Source organism: Psychrobacillus sp. FJAT-21963, from assembly GCF_001420585.1.
Lineage (GTDB): Bacteria > Bacillota > Bacilli > Bacillales_A > Planococcaceae > Psychrobacillus.
In genome coordinates this window covers 205,438-222,515 of sequence record NZ_LJIY01000001.1, presented here as the reverse complement: position 1 = coordinate 222,515, position 17,078 = coordinate 205,438, and the positions used below count along the sequence as shown (strand labels likewise).

General features: G+C 34.8%; 15 protein-coding genes and 1 other annotated feature. Of the genes, 13 read left to right on the top strand and 2 right to left on the bottom strand.

The annotated features are described in order from the left end of the window. The first annotated feature begins 268 nt into the window (after positions 1–268). From AN959_RS01075 to AN959_RS01055, 5 genes are all read left to right on the top strand, one after another. Positions 269–1,276: an ABC transporter ATP-binding protein gene (locus AN959_RS01075; RefSeq protein ID WP_216598623.1), complete on the top strand. Its 1,008-nt coding sequence runs from the start codon at positions 269–271 to the stop codon at positions 1,274–1,276. Further along, positions 1,273–2,220 (top strand): ATP-binding cassette domain-containing protein, encoded by a 948-nt coding sequence (locus AN959_RS01070; protein ID WP_056827562.1) that lies wholly within the window; start codon positions 1,273–1,275, stop codon positions 2,218–2,220. Before AN959_RS01075 ends, AN959_RS01070 begins: the two co-directional genes overlap by 4 nt. 1 nt (position 2,221) lies before the next feature. Further along, entirely contained in the window at positions 2,222–3,184 is a 963-nt protein-coding gene (opp4B, locus tag AN959_RS01065; protein WP_056827561.1) for an oligopeptide ABC transporter permease, read from the top strand. A gap of 29 nt (positions 3,185–3,213) precedes the next feature. Then, positions 3,214–4,113: an ABC transporter permease gene (locus tag AN959_RS01060; protein ID WP_053590247.1), complete on the top strand. Its 900-nt coding sequence runs from the start codon at positions 3,214–3,216 to the stop codon at positions 4,111–4,113. 79 nt (positions 4,114–4,192) lie between these two features. After that, positions 4,193–6,046, top strand: a complete 1,854-nt coding sequence (locus AN959_RS01055; protein ID WP_056827560.1) for an oligopeptide ABC transporter substrate-binding protein — start codon at positions 4,193–4,195, stop codon at positions 6,044–6,046. Positions 6,047–6,320: 274 nt separating this feature from the next. Here the strand turns inward: AN959_RS01055 and trpS are convergent, their stop codons facing one another. Both trpS and AN959_RS01045 read right to left on the bottom strand, forming a co-directional pair. Continuing rightward, entirely contained in the window at positions 6,321–7,307 is a 987-nt protein-coding gene (gene trpS / locus AN959_RS01050) for a tryptophan--tRNA ligase (RefSeq protein ID WP_056827559.1), read from the bottom strand. Positions 7,308–7,352: 45 nt separating this feature from the next. Continuing rightward, positions 7,353–7,568 (bottom strand) — a binding site (T-box leader). A gap of 52 nt (positions 7,569–7,620) precedes the next feature. Further along, on the bottom strand, positions 7,621–7,866 hold the full coding sequence (locus AN959_RS01045) for a DUF3899 domain-containing protein (protein ID WP_231687572.1): 246 nt from the start codon (positions 7,864–7,866) through the stop codon (positions 7,621–7,623). A gap of 336 nt (positions 7,867–8,202) precedes the next feature. On the opposite strand from AN959_RS01045, the gene AN959_RS01040 reads away from it, so the two are divergent. The 8 genes from AN959_RS01040 to mecA all read left to right on the top strand — a co-directional run bounded on the left by AN959_RS01040 (position 8,203) and on the right by mecA (position 17,064). Continuing rightward, complete coding sequence (locus AN959_RS01040) at positions 8,203–9,906, top strand: peptide ABC transporter substrate-binding protein (RefSeq protein WP_056827558.1); 1,704 nt, start codon at positions 8,203–8,205, stop codon at positions 9,904–9,906. Between the two features lie 225 nt (positions 9,907–10,131). Further along, positions 10,132–11,064 carry an oligopeptide ABC transporter permease gene (gene opp3b / locus AN959_RS01035; protein WP_053590242.1) on the top strand — a complete coding sequence of 311 codons (933 nt, stop codon included), beginning with the start codon at positions 10,132–10,134 and terminating at the stop codon, positions 11,062–11,064. Further along, the gene (gene opp3C / locus AN959_RS01030) at positions 11,064–12,083 is read left to right on the top strand and encodes an oligopeptide ABC transporter permease (protein WP_056827557.1); all 1,020 of its coding nucleotides are present in this window, start codon (positions 11,064–11,066) and stop codon (positions 12,081–12,083) included. Before opp3b ends, opp3C begins: the two co-directional genes overlap by 1 nt. Positions 12,084–12,099: 16 nt before the next feature. Then, positions 12,100–13,164, top strand: coding sequence for an ABC transporter ATP-binding protein (locus AN959_RS01025; RefSeq protein ID WP_056827556.1), 1,065 nt, complete (start codon positions 12,100–12,102; stop codon positions 13,162–13,164). Next, positions 13,164–14,105, top strand: coding sequence for an ABC transporter ATP-binding protein (locus tag AN959_RS01020; RefSeq protein WP_053590239.1), 942 nt, complete (start codon positions 13,164–13,166; stop codon positions 14,103–14,105). The genes AN959_RS01025 and AN959_RS01020 overlap by 1 nt, the downstream gene beginning before the upstream one ends. Before the next feature lie 115 nt (positions 14,106–14,220). Beyond that, positions 14,221–15,432, top strand: a complete 1,212-nt coding sequence (locus tag AN959_RS01015) for a putative glycoside hydrolase (RefSeq protein ID WP_056827555.1) — start codon at positions 14,221–14,223, stop codon at positions 15,430–15,432. A gap of 287 nt (positions 15,433–15,719) precedes the next feature. Next, positions 15,720–16,115 carry a transcriptional regulator SpxA gene (gene spxA / locus AN959_RS01010; protein WP_053590237.1) on the top strand — a complete coding sequence of 132 codons (396 nt, stop codon included), beginning with the start codon at positions 15,720–15,722 and terminating at the stop codon, positions 16,113–16,115. A 280-nt stretch (positions 16,116–16,395) separates the two neighbouring features. Further along, a complete protein-coding gene (gene mecA / locus AN959_RS01005; RefSeq protein ID WP_056827554.1) occupies positions 16,396–17,064 on the top strand; it encodes an adaptor protein MecA in 669 nt (222 codons plus the stop codon). Positions 17,065–17,078 lie beyond the last annotated feature (14 nt).

Here is a 17,078-nt window from a genome sequence, read left to right as displayed (position 1 = left end):
ATAAAAACTGTTGATAAGATTGAATTAGTAGATAATTTTACATTTTCAAAAAAGAGTAAATTGATGAAATAATTAAAAAAATGTATTGCGATTGTAACAAACCTGTAATAGAATTTACACTTAAGAGTTGAATTAACAGAAAAATTGAAATTTAGGGTTGTGTATATAGTTAAAAAATCCATTTCATTAGTTAACGAAAAATTCCATAGAATAAATCAGGAGCTAAAAGCAGAAGGTTGCCTACATCGAAAGGAGCTTAATGATAATTATGACTGGTGAACTTTTAAAGATTAATGACTTACACACTGGTTTTAGAATCAAAGATACATATTATGATGCAGTTGATGGCGTATCGATTACATTAAAGAAAAATGAGATTCTTGCAATTGTTGGAGAATCCGGATGTGGGAAAAGTACATTAGCAACATCGATTATAGGGCTTCATGACCACATAAAAACTAGAGTACAAGGTGAGATTAATTACAACGGAGTGAACCTAGCGACCCTTGATGAAGAACAATTTAATAAAGTAAGAGGCGAAGAGATAGGGATGATCTTCCAAGATCCATTATCAGCATTAAATCCTCTTATGCGAATTGGAGAACAAATTGAAGAAAGTTTAATATTTCATACAAAAATGACAAAAGAGGTTCGGGATAAACGAGTAATTGAATTACTTAACCAAGTTGGGATTCCTAACCCTGAGCGTGTTGCTAGACAATTTCCTCATCAGCTTTCTGGTGGAATGAGACAAAGGGTTATTATTGCAATTGCCATTTCATGTAAACCAAAAGTAATAATTGCCGATGAACCGACAACTGCATTAGATGTTACGATTCAAGCACAAATACTGGATCTCTTAAAGGATTTACAAGCAGAAACAGAATCAGGAATTATTTTAATTACTCATGATTTAGGTGTTGTAGCAGAAGTAGCCGATCGCGTTGCGGTTATGTATGCAGGTCAAATTATTGAAGAAGCACCTGTGCATGAATTATTCTCAAATCCACAACATCCGTACACAAGATCATTATTCAACTCAATACCGCAAATGAACAGTGAAAATGAAAGGCTACAAGTTATTCAAGGAATGGTGCCATCTCTAATGAAACTTCCACGTAATGGATGTAGGTTTTCTGCACGAATCCCATGGATTCCAGCGATAGCTCATGAAGAAAATCCAACACTTCATGAAATTTCTCCAGGTCATTTAGTTAGATGTACTTGCTGGAAACACTTTCACTTTGAAGGTGAAGAGGGAGGTATAGCAAGATGAGCTTTATGAAAATCAATGATTTACAAGTCCATTATCCTATTAGAGGTGGATTTTTTAATACAGTAATAGACAATGTCTATGCAGTAGATGGGATCAACTTGGAATTTGAAAAAGGAAAAGCCTATGGATTAGTTGGTGAATCTGGTTGTGGTAAATCAACTACTGGTAAAGCGATTATTGGATTAGAAAAAATTACCTCCGGTGAGATTATATATGAGGGAGAGAACGTGACGCATAAGCGTCGAAGTCTAAATTCTTCCTATAATCGAGATATTCAAATGATATTTCAAGATGCACACTCTAGTTTAAATCCTAGGAAACGAGTTCAAGACATTATTGCGGAACCAATTCGAAATTTTTTGAAATTATCTCCAGATGAAGAAAAACGTAAAATCAACGAACTTCTAGCGATAGTTGGTATGAGTGAAGATGTGAAATTAAAATATCCACATGAGTTTTCGGGAGGACAAAAGCAAAGAATCGGTATAGCGCGAGCGATCTCATGTAATCCTAAATTGATCATAGCAGATGAACCAGTTTCCGCCCTTGATCTTTCCGTGCAGGCTCAAGTTCTTAACTTTATGAAAGATATCCAACAGGAATTTGGACTTAGCTATTTGTTTATATCACATGACTTAGGTGTAGTGAAACATATGTGCGACCATATATCAATTATGTATAAAGGACGTTTTGTTGAGTCTGGAAATCGAAATGATATTTATAATAATCCTCAACATATTTATACAAAGCGTTTATTATCTGCAATACCAGATGTAAATCCGATAGGGCGAGATATACGAAAAAGAGAAAGAATTAAAGTTGAATCAGATTACGTTGTAAACCATAGAAGTTATTACGATGAAAATGGGAAAGTATATGATTTAAAACAATTAAACGAAACACATCAAGTAGCGATGAATGCTCATGAAAAGGGGGGCATTTAATATGTGGAAAACAATCGTAAGACGAGTATTAATCATGATTCCACAGTTACTAGTCTTAAGTTTATTAATATTTTTTATGGCAAAATTTATGCCTGGTGATCCCTTTACAGGAATGATTACACCAGATACAGATCCAGCTCGGATTGAGGAACTTCGCGAAAAAGCTGGTTTAAATGATCCATGGTACGTACAGTATACTACGTGGATTACCAACGCTGTACAAGGAGATTTTGGAAAAAGCTACACGTATAAAATTGGAGTTTCTACTTTAATAGGAGAACGGGCATTAAATACATTTTGGTTATCTTTAGTAAGTGTCATTTTGTTATATTTACTAGCTATTCCGTTAGGGGTTTTAGCTGGCCGTTACCAAGATACCTTTTTAGACAAAACGGTCGTATTGTATAGTTTTGTTACTTATGCGATTCCGACATTCGTTCTAGCGTTAATCTTTTTATTTATTTTTGGCTATCAGCTTCACTGGTTTCCAACAGTAGGTAGTGTAGATATTAAATATGATACAGGGACCTTTGGATACTTTTGGAGTAAGCTTTATCACATGCTCTTACCTGCTATTACGACAGCGATACTAGGTACAACTAGTGTTATTCAATATTTACGTTCTGAAATTATTGACGCTAAGGCCTTGGATTATGTGCGTACTGCAAGAAGTAAGGGAATTCCGATAAGTAAAGTGTATTCTAGACATATTTTTAGAAATTCTTTACTTCCTATTGCAGCTTTCTTCGGATTCACAATTACCGGATTATTGGGTGGTTCGATTTTTATTGAAACAATCTTCGGTTATCCAGGCATGGGACAGTTGTTTATTTCATCTATTCAATCACGTGATTACAGTGTAATTACTGCGCTTGTTATGTTATACGGCTTCTTAACATTATTAGGTAGTCTACTGTCCGATATTATCATGAGTATTGTTGACCCAAGAATTAGGATAGAATAGGCGAATTATGTTAAGGAGAGGTGAATAATATGGAAAAATTAGCAGATGACAAATTAATAGAATTAAACTCTCCTCCAACAGGTATACAAGTGATTTTTAGAGAGTTTAAAAAAGATAAATTAGCAATGTTTTCACTGATATCACTCATCGTTGTAATTATCGGAGTTTTTATATGGGCTTGGCTTATTGACCAAGAAACTTTAATGCGTGTAAGCCTAAGAGATAAATATGCTGCACCAGGAGACAAATTCTTTTTAGGAGCTGACCAGGGCGGCAAAGATATTCTGGGACAGTTAGTTATTGGAGCTAGAAATAGTATTGCGATTGCTATCTCGATTACACTGATCACAGGTGTTATTGGAGTAATTATTGGTCTGGTATGTGGTTATTTCGGTGGCTGGATTGATAACATTTTTATGCGTATCATTGATTTCTTTATTACTATTCCTTCCTTAATGCTGATTATCGTTTTTGTTACGATTGTCCCTAAATACACAGTGACCGTGTTCATTCTGATCATGAGTATATTTTTGTGGACATCTACAGCTCGGCTAGTTCGAAGTAAAGCTCTTTCGGAGAGTAGGCGAGATTATGTAAACGCATCAAAAACAATGGGTACGCGAGGAGTCTTTATCATTTTTAAAGAAATCATGCCAAACCTAAGTTCTATATTAATTGTTGAATTAACTTTAAATTTTGCTGGTAATGTTGGTATAGAAACAGGATTATCATTTCTTGGATTTGGATTACCGCCACAAACACCAAGCTTAGGAACACTTGTAAGCTATGCAAATAATCCGCTTGTATTGCAAGAAAAATGGTGGGTTTGGTTACCTGCATCATTATTTATCTTGTTAATGATGCTTGGAATCAACTATGTAGGTCAAGCATTACGCCGCTCAGCTGATGCGAAGCAACGACTAGGCTAAACCCAACCAAAGTATGTAGTGGTATTAGACGTTTAACGTTTGATATATAAATTAAAGAGAATAAAAAGGAGGAAACAGAATGAATAAAAAGCTTTGGGCTTTACTTGCAGTTCTTTTAGCTTTTATGCTAGTCCTTGGTGCATGTAATCAGGATACAAAAGAAGGCTCTGAAGGTACAAAAACAGAAGACACTTCAAAAACTGAAGATGGTAAAGAAGAAGATACAGAAGAAGGGGAAGAGCCAGCAGCTGATGATTCAGCAAAATTTCCACTAGAAGTAAAAAATGATGGTGACGCAATTAGCGGCGGTACACTTAAAGTGGCTATGGCAAAAGATGAGCCTTTCCAAGGAATTTTTTCATATGTATTATACGAAGATGCTTATGATGCAGATATTTTAGCATATTCAAGTAACGTACTTTTTGAAACTGATGGTGATTTCTTAATTAATGATAAAGGTATCGCTAAAATGACAGTTGACCAAGATAACAACAAAGTAACACTTAAAATTCAAGAAGGTGTTAAATGGTCTGATGGAGAACCTCTTAAAATTGAAGACTTAATTCAACCTTACTTAATTATTGGTCATAAAGATTATACTGGTGTTCGTTATGACGCAGATTTCCAAAACATTGTTGGTGCTGTTGAGTACCATGATGGTAAAGCAGACACAATTTCTGGTCTTAAGAAAGTAGATGAAACTACTTTAGAAATTTCATTTAATAAATTATCACCTGCAATCTTTAGTGGTGGAGATGGCCTATGGTTTTATGCTGAGCCAAGTCACATCATCAAAGACATTCCTGTAGCAGAATTAGTAGAATCAGATGCAGTTCGTAAAAATCCAGTAACTCTAGGTGCATTCAAATTTGATAAAATCGTACCTGGTGAATCAGTACAATTTGTTGCTAACGAAAACTACTGGAAAGGTAAACCAAAATTAGATGGCGTACTTGTTAAAGTAGTACCAACAAGTTCTATTTCTGTAGCAATTCAACAAGGTGAATACGATATTGCTTCAAGCTTCAGTGCTTCTAAAATGGAAGAAATCAAAGACTTTGATAATATCGATGTACTAGGACGTCAAGAGCTTTACTATTCTTACCTTGGATTCAAACTTGGTAAATACGATTTTGAAAATAGCACAGTAGTAACTGATATTGAAGGTTCTAAAATGGGAGACGTGAAATTACGTCAAGCAATGGGTTACGCAATCGATGTTGAACAAGTTGCAGAAGTATTCTATGGTGGTTTACGTGAACGTGCTAACTCTTTAATTCCACCTGTATTTGAATCTTTCTATGACGCTACTTTAGAAGGATATAAATATGATCCAGACAAAGCTAATGCATTACTAGATGAAGCTGGATATAAAGATACAAATGGCGATGGTATCCGTGAAGATAAAGCAGGTAAACCATTAGAAATTAAATTTGCTACAATGGCTGGCGATGATATTGCAGAAGATATCACTCAATTCTATTTACAAAACTGGAAAGATGTTGGCTTAAACGTAACATTGACTACAGGTCGTACAATCGAATTTAACAGCTTCTATGATAAAGTTGAAGCAGATGATCCTGAAATCGACATTTTCATGGCTGCATGGGGTACAGGTACAAACCCATCTCCAGCAGGTTTATACTCAAAAACTGCTCAATATAACTTTAGCCGTTACTCTTCAGATTTCTTAGAGCAAACATTGACTAATATCGACTCACCAGAGGCATTCGATCCTGAATACCGTGCAAAAGAATTCCGTGCATGGCAAGAATATATGGCAGAGCAAGCACCAGTTATTCCAACTATGTATCGTTATGAGTTAGTGCCAGTTAATAAACGTGTGAAAAACTACAGTATTGACTATGCTACCCCAACTGAATTACAACTGATCGAACTTGTATCAGATACAGGTGTTAAATCTACAAAATAATTCTTGAAAAGCGTAGAAGGCTGCATACGAAAATATAAAAAACCGTTCCTATACGAAAGTTTAGGAACGGTTTTTCATATGGTTTAAGAAGGAGTGATAAAAATTAGACTTTTACTTTTTTTAATCAGTTATGGAATAGCAATAATCACCTGTTCCAATTTAGTACTTTATCTAAACTTTTTATCTCTAGGATACTCTTTCAGTTCTGTCATCATGTATATTTTCCAAACAAATGACTTTATCATTTTTTGCTTTTCGCTTATTTCCTTAACGGTTATCGTTTTCTACCAAGGCCCATTGCGGATTCCATCTTAGAAAGTGTTTCTCTTGCAAGCTTATTTGCTTTATCGGCTCCACGGTCTAAGATATCATCTAGTTCTGAAGAGTTTAATAACTCTTCGTAGCGGGCTTGAATTGGAGCAAAATGGTCGATGATGACTTGAGCAACTGATGCTTTAAAGTCTCCATATCCTTTACCATTATATTTTTGTACAAGCGATTCAATTGAAACATCAGTTAATGCGGATTCAATTGATAATAGGTTTGAAACGCCAGGTTTGTTTTCCGGGTCAAATGCAACAATTCCTTCAGAATCAGTCACAGAACTTTTAATTTTCTTTTCAATTTCTTTTGGTGTATCAAGAATACGAATGGTTGCTTTTTGATTTGAATCAGATTTACTCATTTTCTTTAATGGGTCTTGAAGTGACTTAATACGAGCTCCACTTTTCGGTAATTGTATTTCAGGGATAGTTAGAATTTCACCATAACGTTTGTTAAAACGTTCTGCCAAATCACGAGTTAATTCGACATGTTGTTTTTGGTCATCTCCAACTGGGACAATATTTGATTGATACAAAAGAATATCTGCAGCCATTAATGGTGGGTATGTTAATAACGCAGCTGATACAGCATCTTTTCCATCGGATTTATCTTTAAACTGTGTCATTCTTTCTAATTCACCAATATAGGAAATGCATTGCATAATCCAACCTGCTTGTGCATGTGCAGGAACTTCTGATTGTATGAATAATGTTGATTTTTCTGGATCGATCCCTACGGCAAGATACAATGCCGCAAGTGAACGGATATGTTTGCTTAATTCTTGTGGATCTTGGGCAACAGTGATTGCATGTTGATCGACGATACAAAATACACAATCATAATCATCTTGGAGTGCAATAAATTGTCTGAACGCACCAATGTAATTACCTAGAGTAATGGTTCCTGTTGGCTGCACACCTGAAAATAACTTTTTCATTTTCATCTTCCTCCTTAAAATAAAAAAACATCATACATCCCTAAAAAAAGGGACGAATGATGTATAATCCGTGGTACCACCCAGTTTGCTAAAAGTAAATTAGCCACTCTTCTTCGTAACGTGAAGGGGACGGTATATGCTACTTCAAGTTCACATATACTGCTCAGAAGCCCATTCCATTTGATGTATGTTCTGCTTGCACCAACCGCAGACTCTCTAAACATACAAGTCAAATATACTTTTCTTCGTCAAAGCATATTATAGTGTTTTGAACATTATAGTATAGAAGAAACTCAAAAATCAAGCTGAAAACTTAACTATAATAAACGAACAGAGCTATACACATACAGAATAAGCTAGACAATCCTAAAGCGATAATAGGCTTGTGTGGAAAGGAGAAAATTTCTGATGGTAACCGCATTTCACTGGCATGCTTTTTAAAATGTTTAGGAGTGAATACTTTCCTTGTGCTTTCTGTAAAGAAGTCAAAAAAACCTCCTGATACAACATATGTCAGAAATCCAAAAAACGTTATGGTTCCTCCAACATAGAAAGACATATTGGCATATGAAACTAGGTTTAATTTTCCATATACTATGATAATAAGAATGAAAATTAGGAGTTGTAATCCTAAAAAGTAAACAATTTTTGTCTTCATATTTCACCTCTACAAGATTTGATTATAGAAGATTTAATAGAATTAATCAAAATTTTAGAGAAATAGTTGTAAAAAACTCGCAAATCTTTTACCAAAGATTCACAATTGTTAGGACAATGTAATGATTTTGTTACAATAATGTAAAAAATTTTCCGAAAAACCTGTACAAGTCTTTCTGAAAATGTATAATAATTAATGTAATGAATTTTTTCTGACTATTTAAAGGAGGTTATTCTTTTGAAGAATAGCAAGTTTTTATGGCTTTTTAGCCTTCTGTTAGTTCTTAGTATTTTCCTTGCTGCTTGTGGCGACAAAGAAGAAGGTACTACTAAAACTACAGAAAAAGAAGAAGATCCAGCAACAACAGAAGAAGTAGCTGTAGATGAAGAACAAGTACTTAACTTAATCATGACAGCAGAAATTCCAACAATGGATTCAGCTTTAGTAACTGATGCAGTTGGATTTGATCTTCTAAACAATGTAAATGAAGGTTTATATCGTTTGAATCAAGAAAACGTTGCTGTACCTGCCATCGCTGATGGTGAACCAACAGTTTCTGAAGACGGCTTAGTTTATACGTTCAAATTACGTGATGCTAATTGGTCTGACGGCTCTCCAGTTACTGCAAATGACTTCGAATTTGCATGGAAACGTGCTATGAACCCAGATACTGCATCTGAATATGGTCCATACATGATGGGTGGAGTTATTAAAAACGCTACTGAAATTTCTGAAGGAACGGTTGAGTACACTGAATTAGGTGTTAAAGCTCTTGACGAAAAAACGTTAGAAGTAACTCTTGAAAAACCAACTCCTTATTTCTTATCACTTATGTCATTTGGAACATTCTTACCACAAAAAGAAGAGTTCGTTACATCGCAAGGTGAAAACTATGCGAAAAACTCAGAATCACTTTTATACAACGGTCCATTTACACTTGCTAACTGGGACGGAACAGGTTTATCTTGGCAATTACTTAAAAATGAGCAATACTGGGATAAAGATACTGTAAAACTTACTGAAATCAATTATGACGTAGTTAAAGAACCTGCTACTGCAGTTAACCTTTATACAAATGGTGAAAAAGATCGTGCAGGTCTTTCTGGAGAATATGCAATGCAATACGCTGCTGACCCAGAACTATTAAAAGAATCAGAAACTTCTGTGTTCTATTTCAAATACAATCAAGAACGTAATGGAGAAAAAACTCCACTTGCTAACGTAAATATTCGTGAAGCAATTACAAAAGCTTTCAACAAAGAAGATTTAGCTTCTGTTGTTTTAGCTAACGGTTCAGTTCCAGCTAACTATTTAGTACCTAAAGACTTTACTTTTGATGAAGATGGTAATGATTTCCGTGATGTAAACGGTGACATGGCTACATTTAATGTAGAAGAAGCTCAAGCAGCATGGGAAAAAGGTTTAGCAGAACTAGGTGTTAAAGAACTTTCTATCGAAATTCTTGGTGGAGACACTGAACTTTCTAAAAAAATGGATGAGTACTTCAAGTCTCAACTTGAAACTAATTTACCAGGTTTAACTGTTACTCTTAAAGAAGTTCCTTTTAACGTTCGTTTAGATCTTGATACAAACCAAGATTACGAGATTCAAGTTGCAGGATGGGGACCAGATTATCAAGATCCTTATACATTCATGAACTTGTGGTTAACTGGTGGCGGAAATAACAAAATGTCATACTCTAACCCAGAATATGATAAATTAGTAAACTCTGCTAACAACGAATTAGCTTTAGATGCAGCTGCTCGTTGGCAAGCATTGGCTGATGCTGAAAAACTTCTAATTGAAAAAGATTTCGGTATTGGACCAATTTACCAACGTGGATTAATGTTCCTTCAAAAACCATATGTTAAAGGTATAATTGCTCACCCATTCGGTGGAGACTATAGCTACAAATGGGCTTACATTGAAGGTAAAAACTAATAATCATCTAAGAATATTAGAGTTTTAAAAATCTCATAATTAGAGAGTATATGGTGTCCTTTTGGATCATATACTCTCTTTTTAAATGAGTCAGAATTAACCAAATATTTTATTTTTTTTTTCGACTTTGACAATTACTAGTCTTATCTGTTTATATATTAATAGATTAATCAAANATAGATTAATCAAATCTATTAAAAAATATTTTATTTAGGAGGTGCTAAGATGGCCAAATATGTTTTTCGACGAGTGGTTTATGCCTTGATTACGTTTTTCTTGATTGCAACGGCAACGTTTTTCTTAATGAAGGCGCTTCCAGGTTCCCCGATTAGCTCTGCTTCAAAACTATCCCCTTCACAACTTGCGATAGTAGAAGCGAAATATGGATTAGATCAACCAGTAGCAGTGCAGTACGGTAAATACATGCTAAACTTAGCTAAAGGTGATTTAGGTAACTCTTTCCAATTTAAAAATGCAAGTGTCACTGACTTAATAACAAATCGTTTAGGACCATCTTTTATTCTTGGTTCACAAGGTTTAATATTAGGTGTTGCTATTGGAATAATGTTAGGTATGATTGCTGCACTACGACAAAATACAATTTGGGATTACGGTAGTACATTAATAGCTATTATCGGGATCTCTATTCCATCTTTCGTTTTTGCGACTTTTCTTCAATATTGGTTAGGTGTTAAATGGGAAATATTCCCTGTGGCTTTATGGAAAGATGGTTGGATGTCGAGTGTACTTCCTTCAATAGCTCTAGCTATGGGACCACTTGCAACAGCTTCTCGTTTCATCCGAACTGAAATGATTGAAGTATTAAGTTCGGATTATATAACTTTAGCTAAATCTAAAGGTGCTAGTGGTTTTGAAATTGCTTTTAAGCATGCTTTTAGAAATGCATTAATTCCACTAGTAACAGTATTAGGACCATTAGCAGCAGGACTACTTACCGGTTCTCTTGTTATTGAACAAATATTTGCGATTCCAGGTATTGGTGAGCAATTTGTTAAGTCTATTATGTCCAATGACTTCTCTATAATAATGGGAACAACATTGTTCTTCTCTGCGTTCTTAATTGTCGTAATATTCATAGTAGATATTCTATATGGAATTATTGATCCACGAATTCGTTTATCAGGAGGTAATAAATAATGACTCAAGATTTAAAAAACCTACCTGCTGATGCTTTTGAAAGGGTTCATCTTGATAGTACCCATGCTGAGCGAATTTCTAAACCTAGTGTTAGTTTTTGGCAAGATGCTTGGTTGAGATTACGCAAAAATAAAGCTGCGATTGTTAGTATTTTTATTTTGGTATTTATCATTATCATGTCTTTTGTTGGGCCAATGATTAGTCCACATGATGCCGAAACTCAAACAATTACACATGCGAACTTACCACCTAAAGTTCCAGGGCTTGAAAAACTAGGGATATTTGACGGTGTTGGTACTCTAGCAGGTAAAGAAGTAGATTTATATGAAATGAAAAAAGTAGATACGTACTATTGGTTTGGTACAGATGGTCTTGGGCGCGATTCTTTTTCTCGTGTATGGGAAGGGACACAAATTTCGTTATTCATAGCATTCGTTGCCGCTTTGATTGATGTTGTAATTGGTGTTGCTTACGGTGGTATCTCCGGATATTATGGTGGTCGTATAGATGATGTTATGCAACGCATTGTGGAAATCCTTATTGGTATTCCAAGTTTAGTAATTATCATTTTAATGCTTCTGTTCATGGAACCTGGTGTAACAGCGATCATTATCGCTATTACTTTAACAGGATGGACCGGAATGTCTCGTATCGTGCGTGGTCAAGTTTTAAAATTCAAAAACCAGGAATTTGTCCTTGCATCCCGTACTCTAGGTGCAAGCAACGGTAGAATCATTACCAAGCATATATTACCTAATATTATGGGTGTTATTATTATTAATACGATGTTTACTATTCCAACTGCCATTTTCTTTGAAGCCTTTTTAAGCTTTATTGGTTTAGGTTTACAACCTCCTGAAGCATCTTTGGGGACACTTATAAATGACGGTTACAAGTTAATTAAATTCCAACCACATATTTTATTGTACCCTGCGTTAATTTTAAGCTTACTGATGGTTGCTTTTAACTTATTGGGTGATGGTTTACGTGATGCGTTTGATCCGAAGATGAAAGACTAAAAGGAGGAAAGCCGAGATGGAAAAAATATTAGAAGTAAAAGACTTGGAGCTTTCCTTCCATACTTTTGCAGGAGAAGTTAAAGCTATTCGAGGCGTTAATTTCGACTTATTAAAAGGGGAAACTCTTGCAATTGTTGGAGAGTCTGGTTCTGGAAAGTCAGTTACAACAAAAGCAATTATGCGCTTATTACCTGAACATAGTTCAGAATTTAAAAATGGTCAAATTCTTTTTAACGGGAAAGACTTAACTAAATTAACGGATAAAGAAATGCAGAAGATTCGCGGGAAAGATATCTCAATGATCTTCCAAGATCCTATGACTTCTTTGAATCCTACTATGACAATAGGCAAACAAATTATGGAGCCTATTTTGAAACATCAAAAAGTTAGTAAGACCGAGGCTCGTAAAATAGCGGTAGACTTATTACGTTTAGTAGGAATGCCGAAACCAGAAGCACGTATTAAACAGTATCCTCATCAATTTTCTGGAGGGCAACGTCAACGTATTGTTATTGCAATAGCTTTGGCTTGTAATCCACAAATACTTATTGCAGATGAGCCTACTACTGCACTGGACGTTACTATTCAAGCGCAGATTTTAGAGTTAATGAAAGATCTTCAGAAGAAAATTGACACATCAATTATATTCATTACACATGATTTAGGTGTTGTAGCGAACGTAGCAGATAGGGTGGCAGTTATGTACGGTGGGCGAATCGTAGAGATTGGGACGGTTGATGAACTTTTCTATAATCCACAACATCCATATACATGGGGACTATTAAGTTCGATGCCTTCTCTAGATGTGACGGAAGAAAAACTGTATGCAATACCAGGAACTCCTCCGGATTTATTGTATCCACCAAAAGGAGATGCCTTTGCATTACGTAGTGACTATGCATTGAAAATCGATTTAGAAGAAGCGCCACCATTCTTTAAAGTAAGTGATACACATTATGCAGCAACTTGGTTATTACACCCAGACGCGCCTCAAGTAGAACCACCTGTATCAATTGTGGAGCGAATGAAAAAATTCCCGGGAAGCCGCTATTATAATGGAACTGAAGGAGGTACTTACTAATGGCTGAAAAATTACTAGAAATTAAAAATTTAAAGCAATATTTCAATCCAGGTAAGCCAAACGAAGTTCGAGCGGTAGATGATATAAGCTTTGATATTTATAAAGGTGAAACACTAGGTCTTGTTGGAGAATCGGGTTGTGGAAAATCTACAACAGGTCGTACTATCATTCGTCTTTACGATGCAACAGATGGCGAAGTAATTTATGATGGTGTAAATGTTCACGATAAAAAATCTAAACAAGATTTAAAAATATTTAATCGCAAAATGCAAATGATTTTCCAAGACCCTTATGCTTCATTAAATCCACGTATGAAAGTATTGGATATTATCGCAGAAGGTTTAGATATTCATGGTCTAGTGAAAAATCCAAAAGAACGTAAAGAACGCGTTGTGGAATTATTAGAGACAGTAGGTTTAAATCGTGAACATGCTGACCGCTATGCACATGAGTTTTCCGGAGGTCAACGTCAACGTTTAGGAATTGCAAGAGCACTTGCAGTTAATCCTGAGTTTATTATTGCTGATGAGCCTATCTCAGCTCTTGATGTTTCTATTCAAGCGCAGGTTGTTAACTTATTAAAGGAATTGCAAAAAGAAAAAGGATTGACGTATTTGTTTATAGCCCATGACTTATCGATGGTTAAATACATTTCAGACAGAATTGGTGTAATGTATTTTGGTAAACTGGTCGAGCTAGCTCCTGCGGAGGATTTATATAACAATCCTCTACATCCATATACTCAATCTTTATTATCCGCTATTCCGCTTCCGGATCCTGATTATGAACGCACTCGTGTTCGTAAATCATATGATCCTTCTTCTCATAACTATCAAGACGGAGAAGAAGTAGCTATGCGTGAAATTACACCTGGGCATTTTGTTTATTGCTCAGAAAAAGAATATGTGGCATTAAAGGCAGCTGCAAGCGCACGTTTATAGTTTGTTTAAACGGTCATTCTAATTGGAATGGCCGTTTTTTATTATATATATTCTTTCAATCTATAAGTACTACTGATAGAATGAATAAATAAAGCAGAAAGGAAGTCTATAACATATGAAGAATTCTTTAAGATTGTTAACAACATTTGGCATTGCAACTACACTTATTATTCCTACTTCTGTGTCAGCCGAAGGCAATTTGTTCTCGGAAAGCTTTTCATCTAAAGAATATAGCTTTCAAGCAATTGACGAGTCTCTCGTTTCCACTTCCAAGTTATTCATATATGATTCAGGGCTTAAATTTGCATATCCAGATGCAGTAAGAGGGGTATATGTGACTGGTCATTCCGCAGGTGGTTCTAGATTTAACGATTTAGTAAAACTAATGGACTCCACTGAACTAAACGCTATGGTAATAGATATAAAAGATGACTTTGGAAATTTAACATACATACCAAAGGAGGATTCATCTTTAGCAAAATATGAAATTGGTAAACCATACATAAAGGACCCTCAAGCAATGTTGAAAACAATGGAAGAGAAACAAATTTATCCGATTGCTCGAGTAGTAGTTTTTAAAGATACAGAGCTTGCTGAAATGAAACCAGAATGGTCGTTTGTGGAAGGAGATTCTGTGTGGAAAAATGGAAGAGGTGAAGCATTCGTTAATCCATTTTTACAAGAAGTATGGGATCATAACGTCCAAATTGCAATTGAAGCTGCTAAAATGGGTTTTAAAGAAATTCAATTCGACTACGTACGTTTCCCCGAAGGATTTGAAAAAAGAGATAGCACGCTCAAATACAACATGGGGGACTATGAAACTTCAGAGCTTGATCCTGTTCAAAGACGAGTACAAGCTGTTACAGATTTTGTTGCCTATGCTAAGGAAAAATTGGAACCATACGGAGCACAAGTATCTGTAGATATTTTTGGTTATTCTGCAACACTTCCTGAAGCACCAGGCATTGGACAAAACTTTTCTAAAATATCGGCAAACGTAGATGTCATTTCATCTATGATATACCCAAGTCATTGGACATCTTATTTTGGGATTGCTAAACCAGATCTCGAACCTTATCGATTAGTTCAGGAATATGCTAAGGTAGAGAATGCTAAATTGGGAGAACTGAAAAATCCACCAATATCACGACCTTGGCTACAGGATTTTACTGCTTCATATTTAGGTGCTGGCAATTATCAAACGTATGGTAAGGAAGAAGTAGAAGCACAAATTAAAGCGTTAAATGAAGCAGGTATTAAAGAATTTTTACTTTGGAATGCTGGCAATAAGTATTCTCCAGGGGTGGATTACACACCAAATTGAAGCATTTATGAAGAAACACAAGATGAAAATCTTGTGTTTTTTTTATTTTTTGAAACCTTTTTTCATCAAAAACGTACTATTAAGTATAACAGGCATTTTCAATTTGACTTTTCTAATTGAGAATAATATCAAAAAATATTTTTAAGTAGGTTTAAATANAATTTTTATAAACATATTTTAATTAATATAAAATTGGTGTATACTTTAAAAGTAAAGTTCTTACATTAAACTAATTATAATCTACTTCATATAACACAATCACTAATTGAAAGGAAGTGTTTTTATTGATGGTTACATTATTTACTTCACCAAGTTGTACTTCTTGTAGAAAAGCAAAAGCATGGTTAGAAGAGCATGATATTCCTTATACAGAGCGTAACATTTTTTCTGAACCACTTAGCATAAGTGAAATAAAAGAGATTTTACGAATGACAGAGGATGGGACTGATGAAATTATCTCAACTCGTTCTAAAATATTCCAAAAATTAAATGTTGATGTGGAAAGCTTACCACTTCAACGTCTATATGAGTTAATTCAAGAGTATCCTGGATTATTACGCCGTCCAATCATTTTAGATGAAAAACGATTACAAGTTGGATACAACGAAGACGAAATTCGTCGATTTTTGCCGAGAAAAGTTCGAGCGTATCAATTGCTTGAAGCTCAACGACTTGTAAACTAATAGCAATGTGTATTATTTTAAGATAATTTATATTTATCTTAGCAACTTAATTCTAATTATAAAATGAACAGACGCTAGACAATTTAGGCATTTGCCTGAAAATTGTCTTGCGTTTTTATTTTAGTACTTGCATTGTTACCTAAATTTTCTTACAATGCAGATAGTCTACTTATTATTATGAAAAGGTGAGCATGAATCCTTTTCTTTTTTTATTAAACAACATACAATAGTAGTAGACATTGCAGCAAGAAACGGTCAGAAGCGAAAGGAGATGTGTTAAATGGATATCGAGCGTATCAATGATAACACTTTCAAAGTATACATTTCATACATCGACATTGAAGAAAGAGGCTTCAGCCGAGATGAAATATGGTTTAACAAAGATAAGAGCGAGCAGCTTTTTTGGGAGATGATGGATGAGGTTCATGATGATGATCATTTTGACGATTTAGATGGTCCATTATGGATTCAAGTTCATGCGATGGAAAAAGGTTTGGAAGTAATTGTTACTCGAACGGAAATGACTAAAGGAAATGACCGATCAGAATCAAGTTTTGAATTGGAAGATCAATCAGGAAAAATTTTCAAAAACGGTGTATCAAGTTCTATAGGTCCCCATGAGTTTGAAGACTTCCCAAGCTATATGGATGATTTAGAAGAATTACCATCAGATTATACGTTTGTATTTGAAAATTTTGATGACTTGCTCCCTCTGGCTAAAAAAATGGATAAAAAAATAACCCAGTCATCGTTATATTATTACGAAGATAAATATTACTTGAATGTACACTTTAACTTTGATATGAATGAACTGGTATCTATCCTGGATACGCTAAGTGTTATATCAGAATTTGCTAATAAAACAAATAAAACAATTCATATAATTCAAGAATACGGGAAAGAAATAATAGCAAACGATGCATTTCAAGAACTAAACAAACATTTTTAAACCTTCTGTAATAG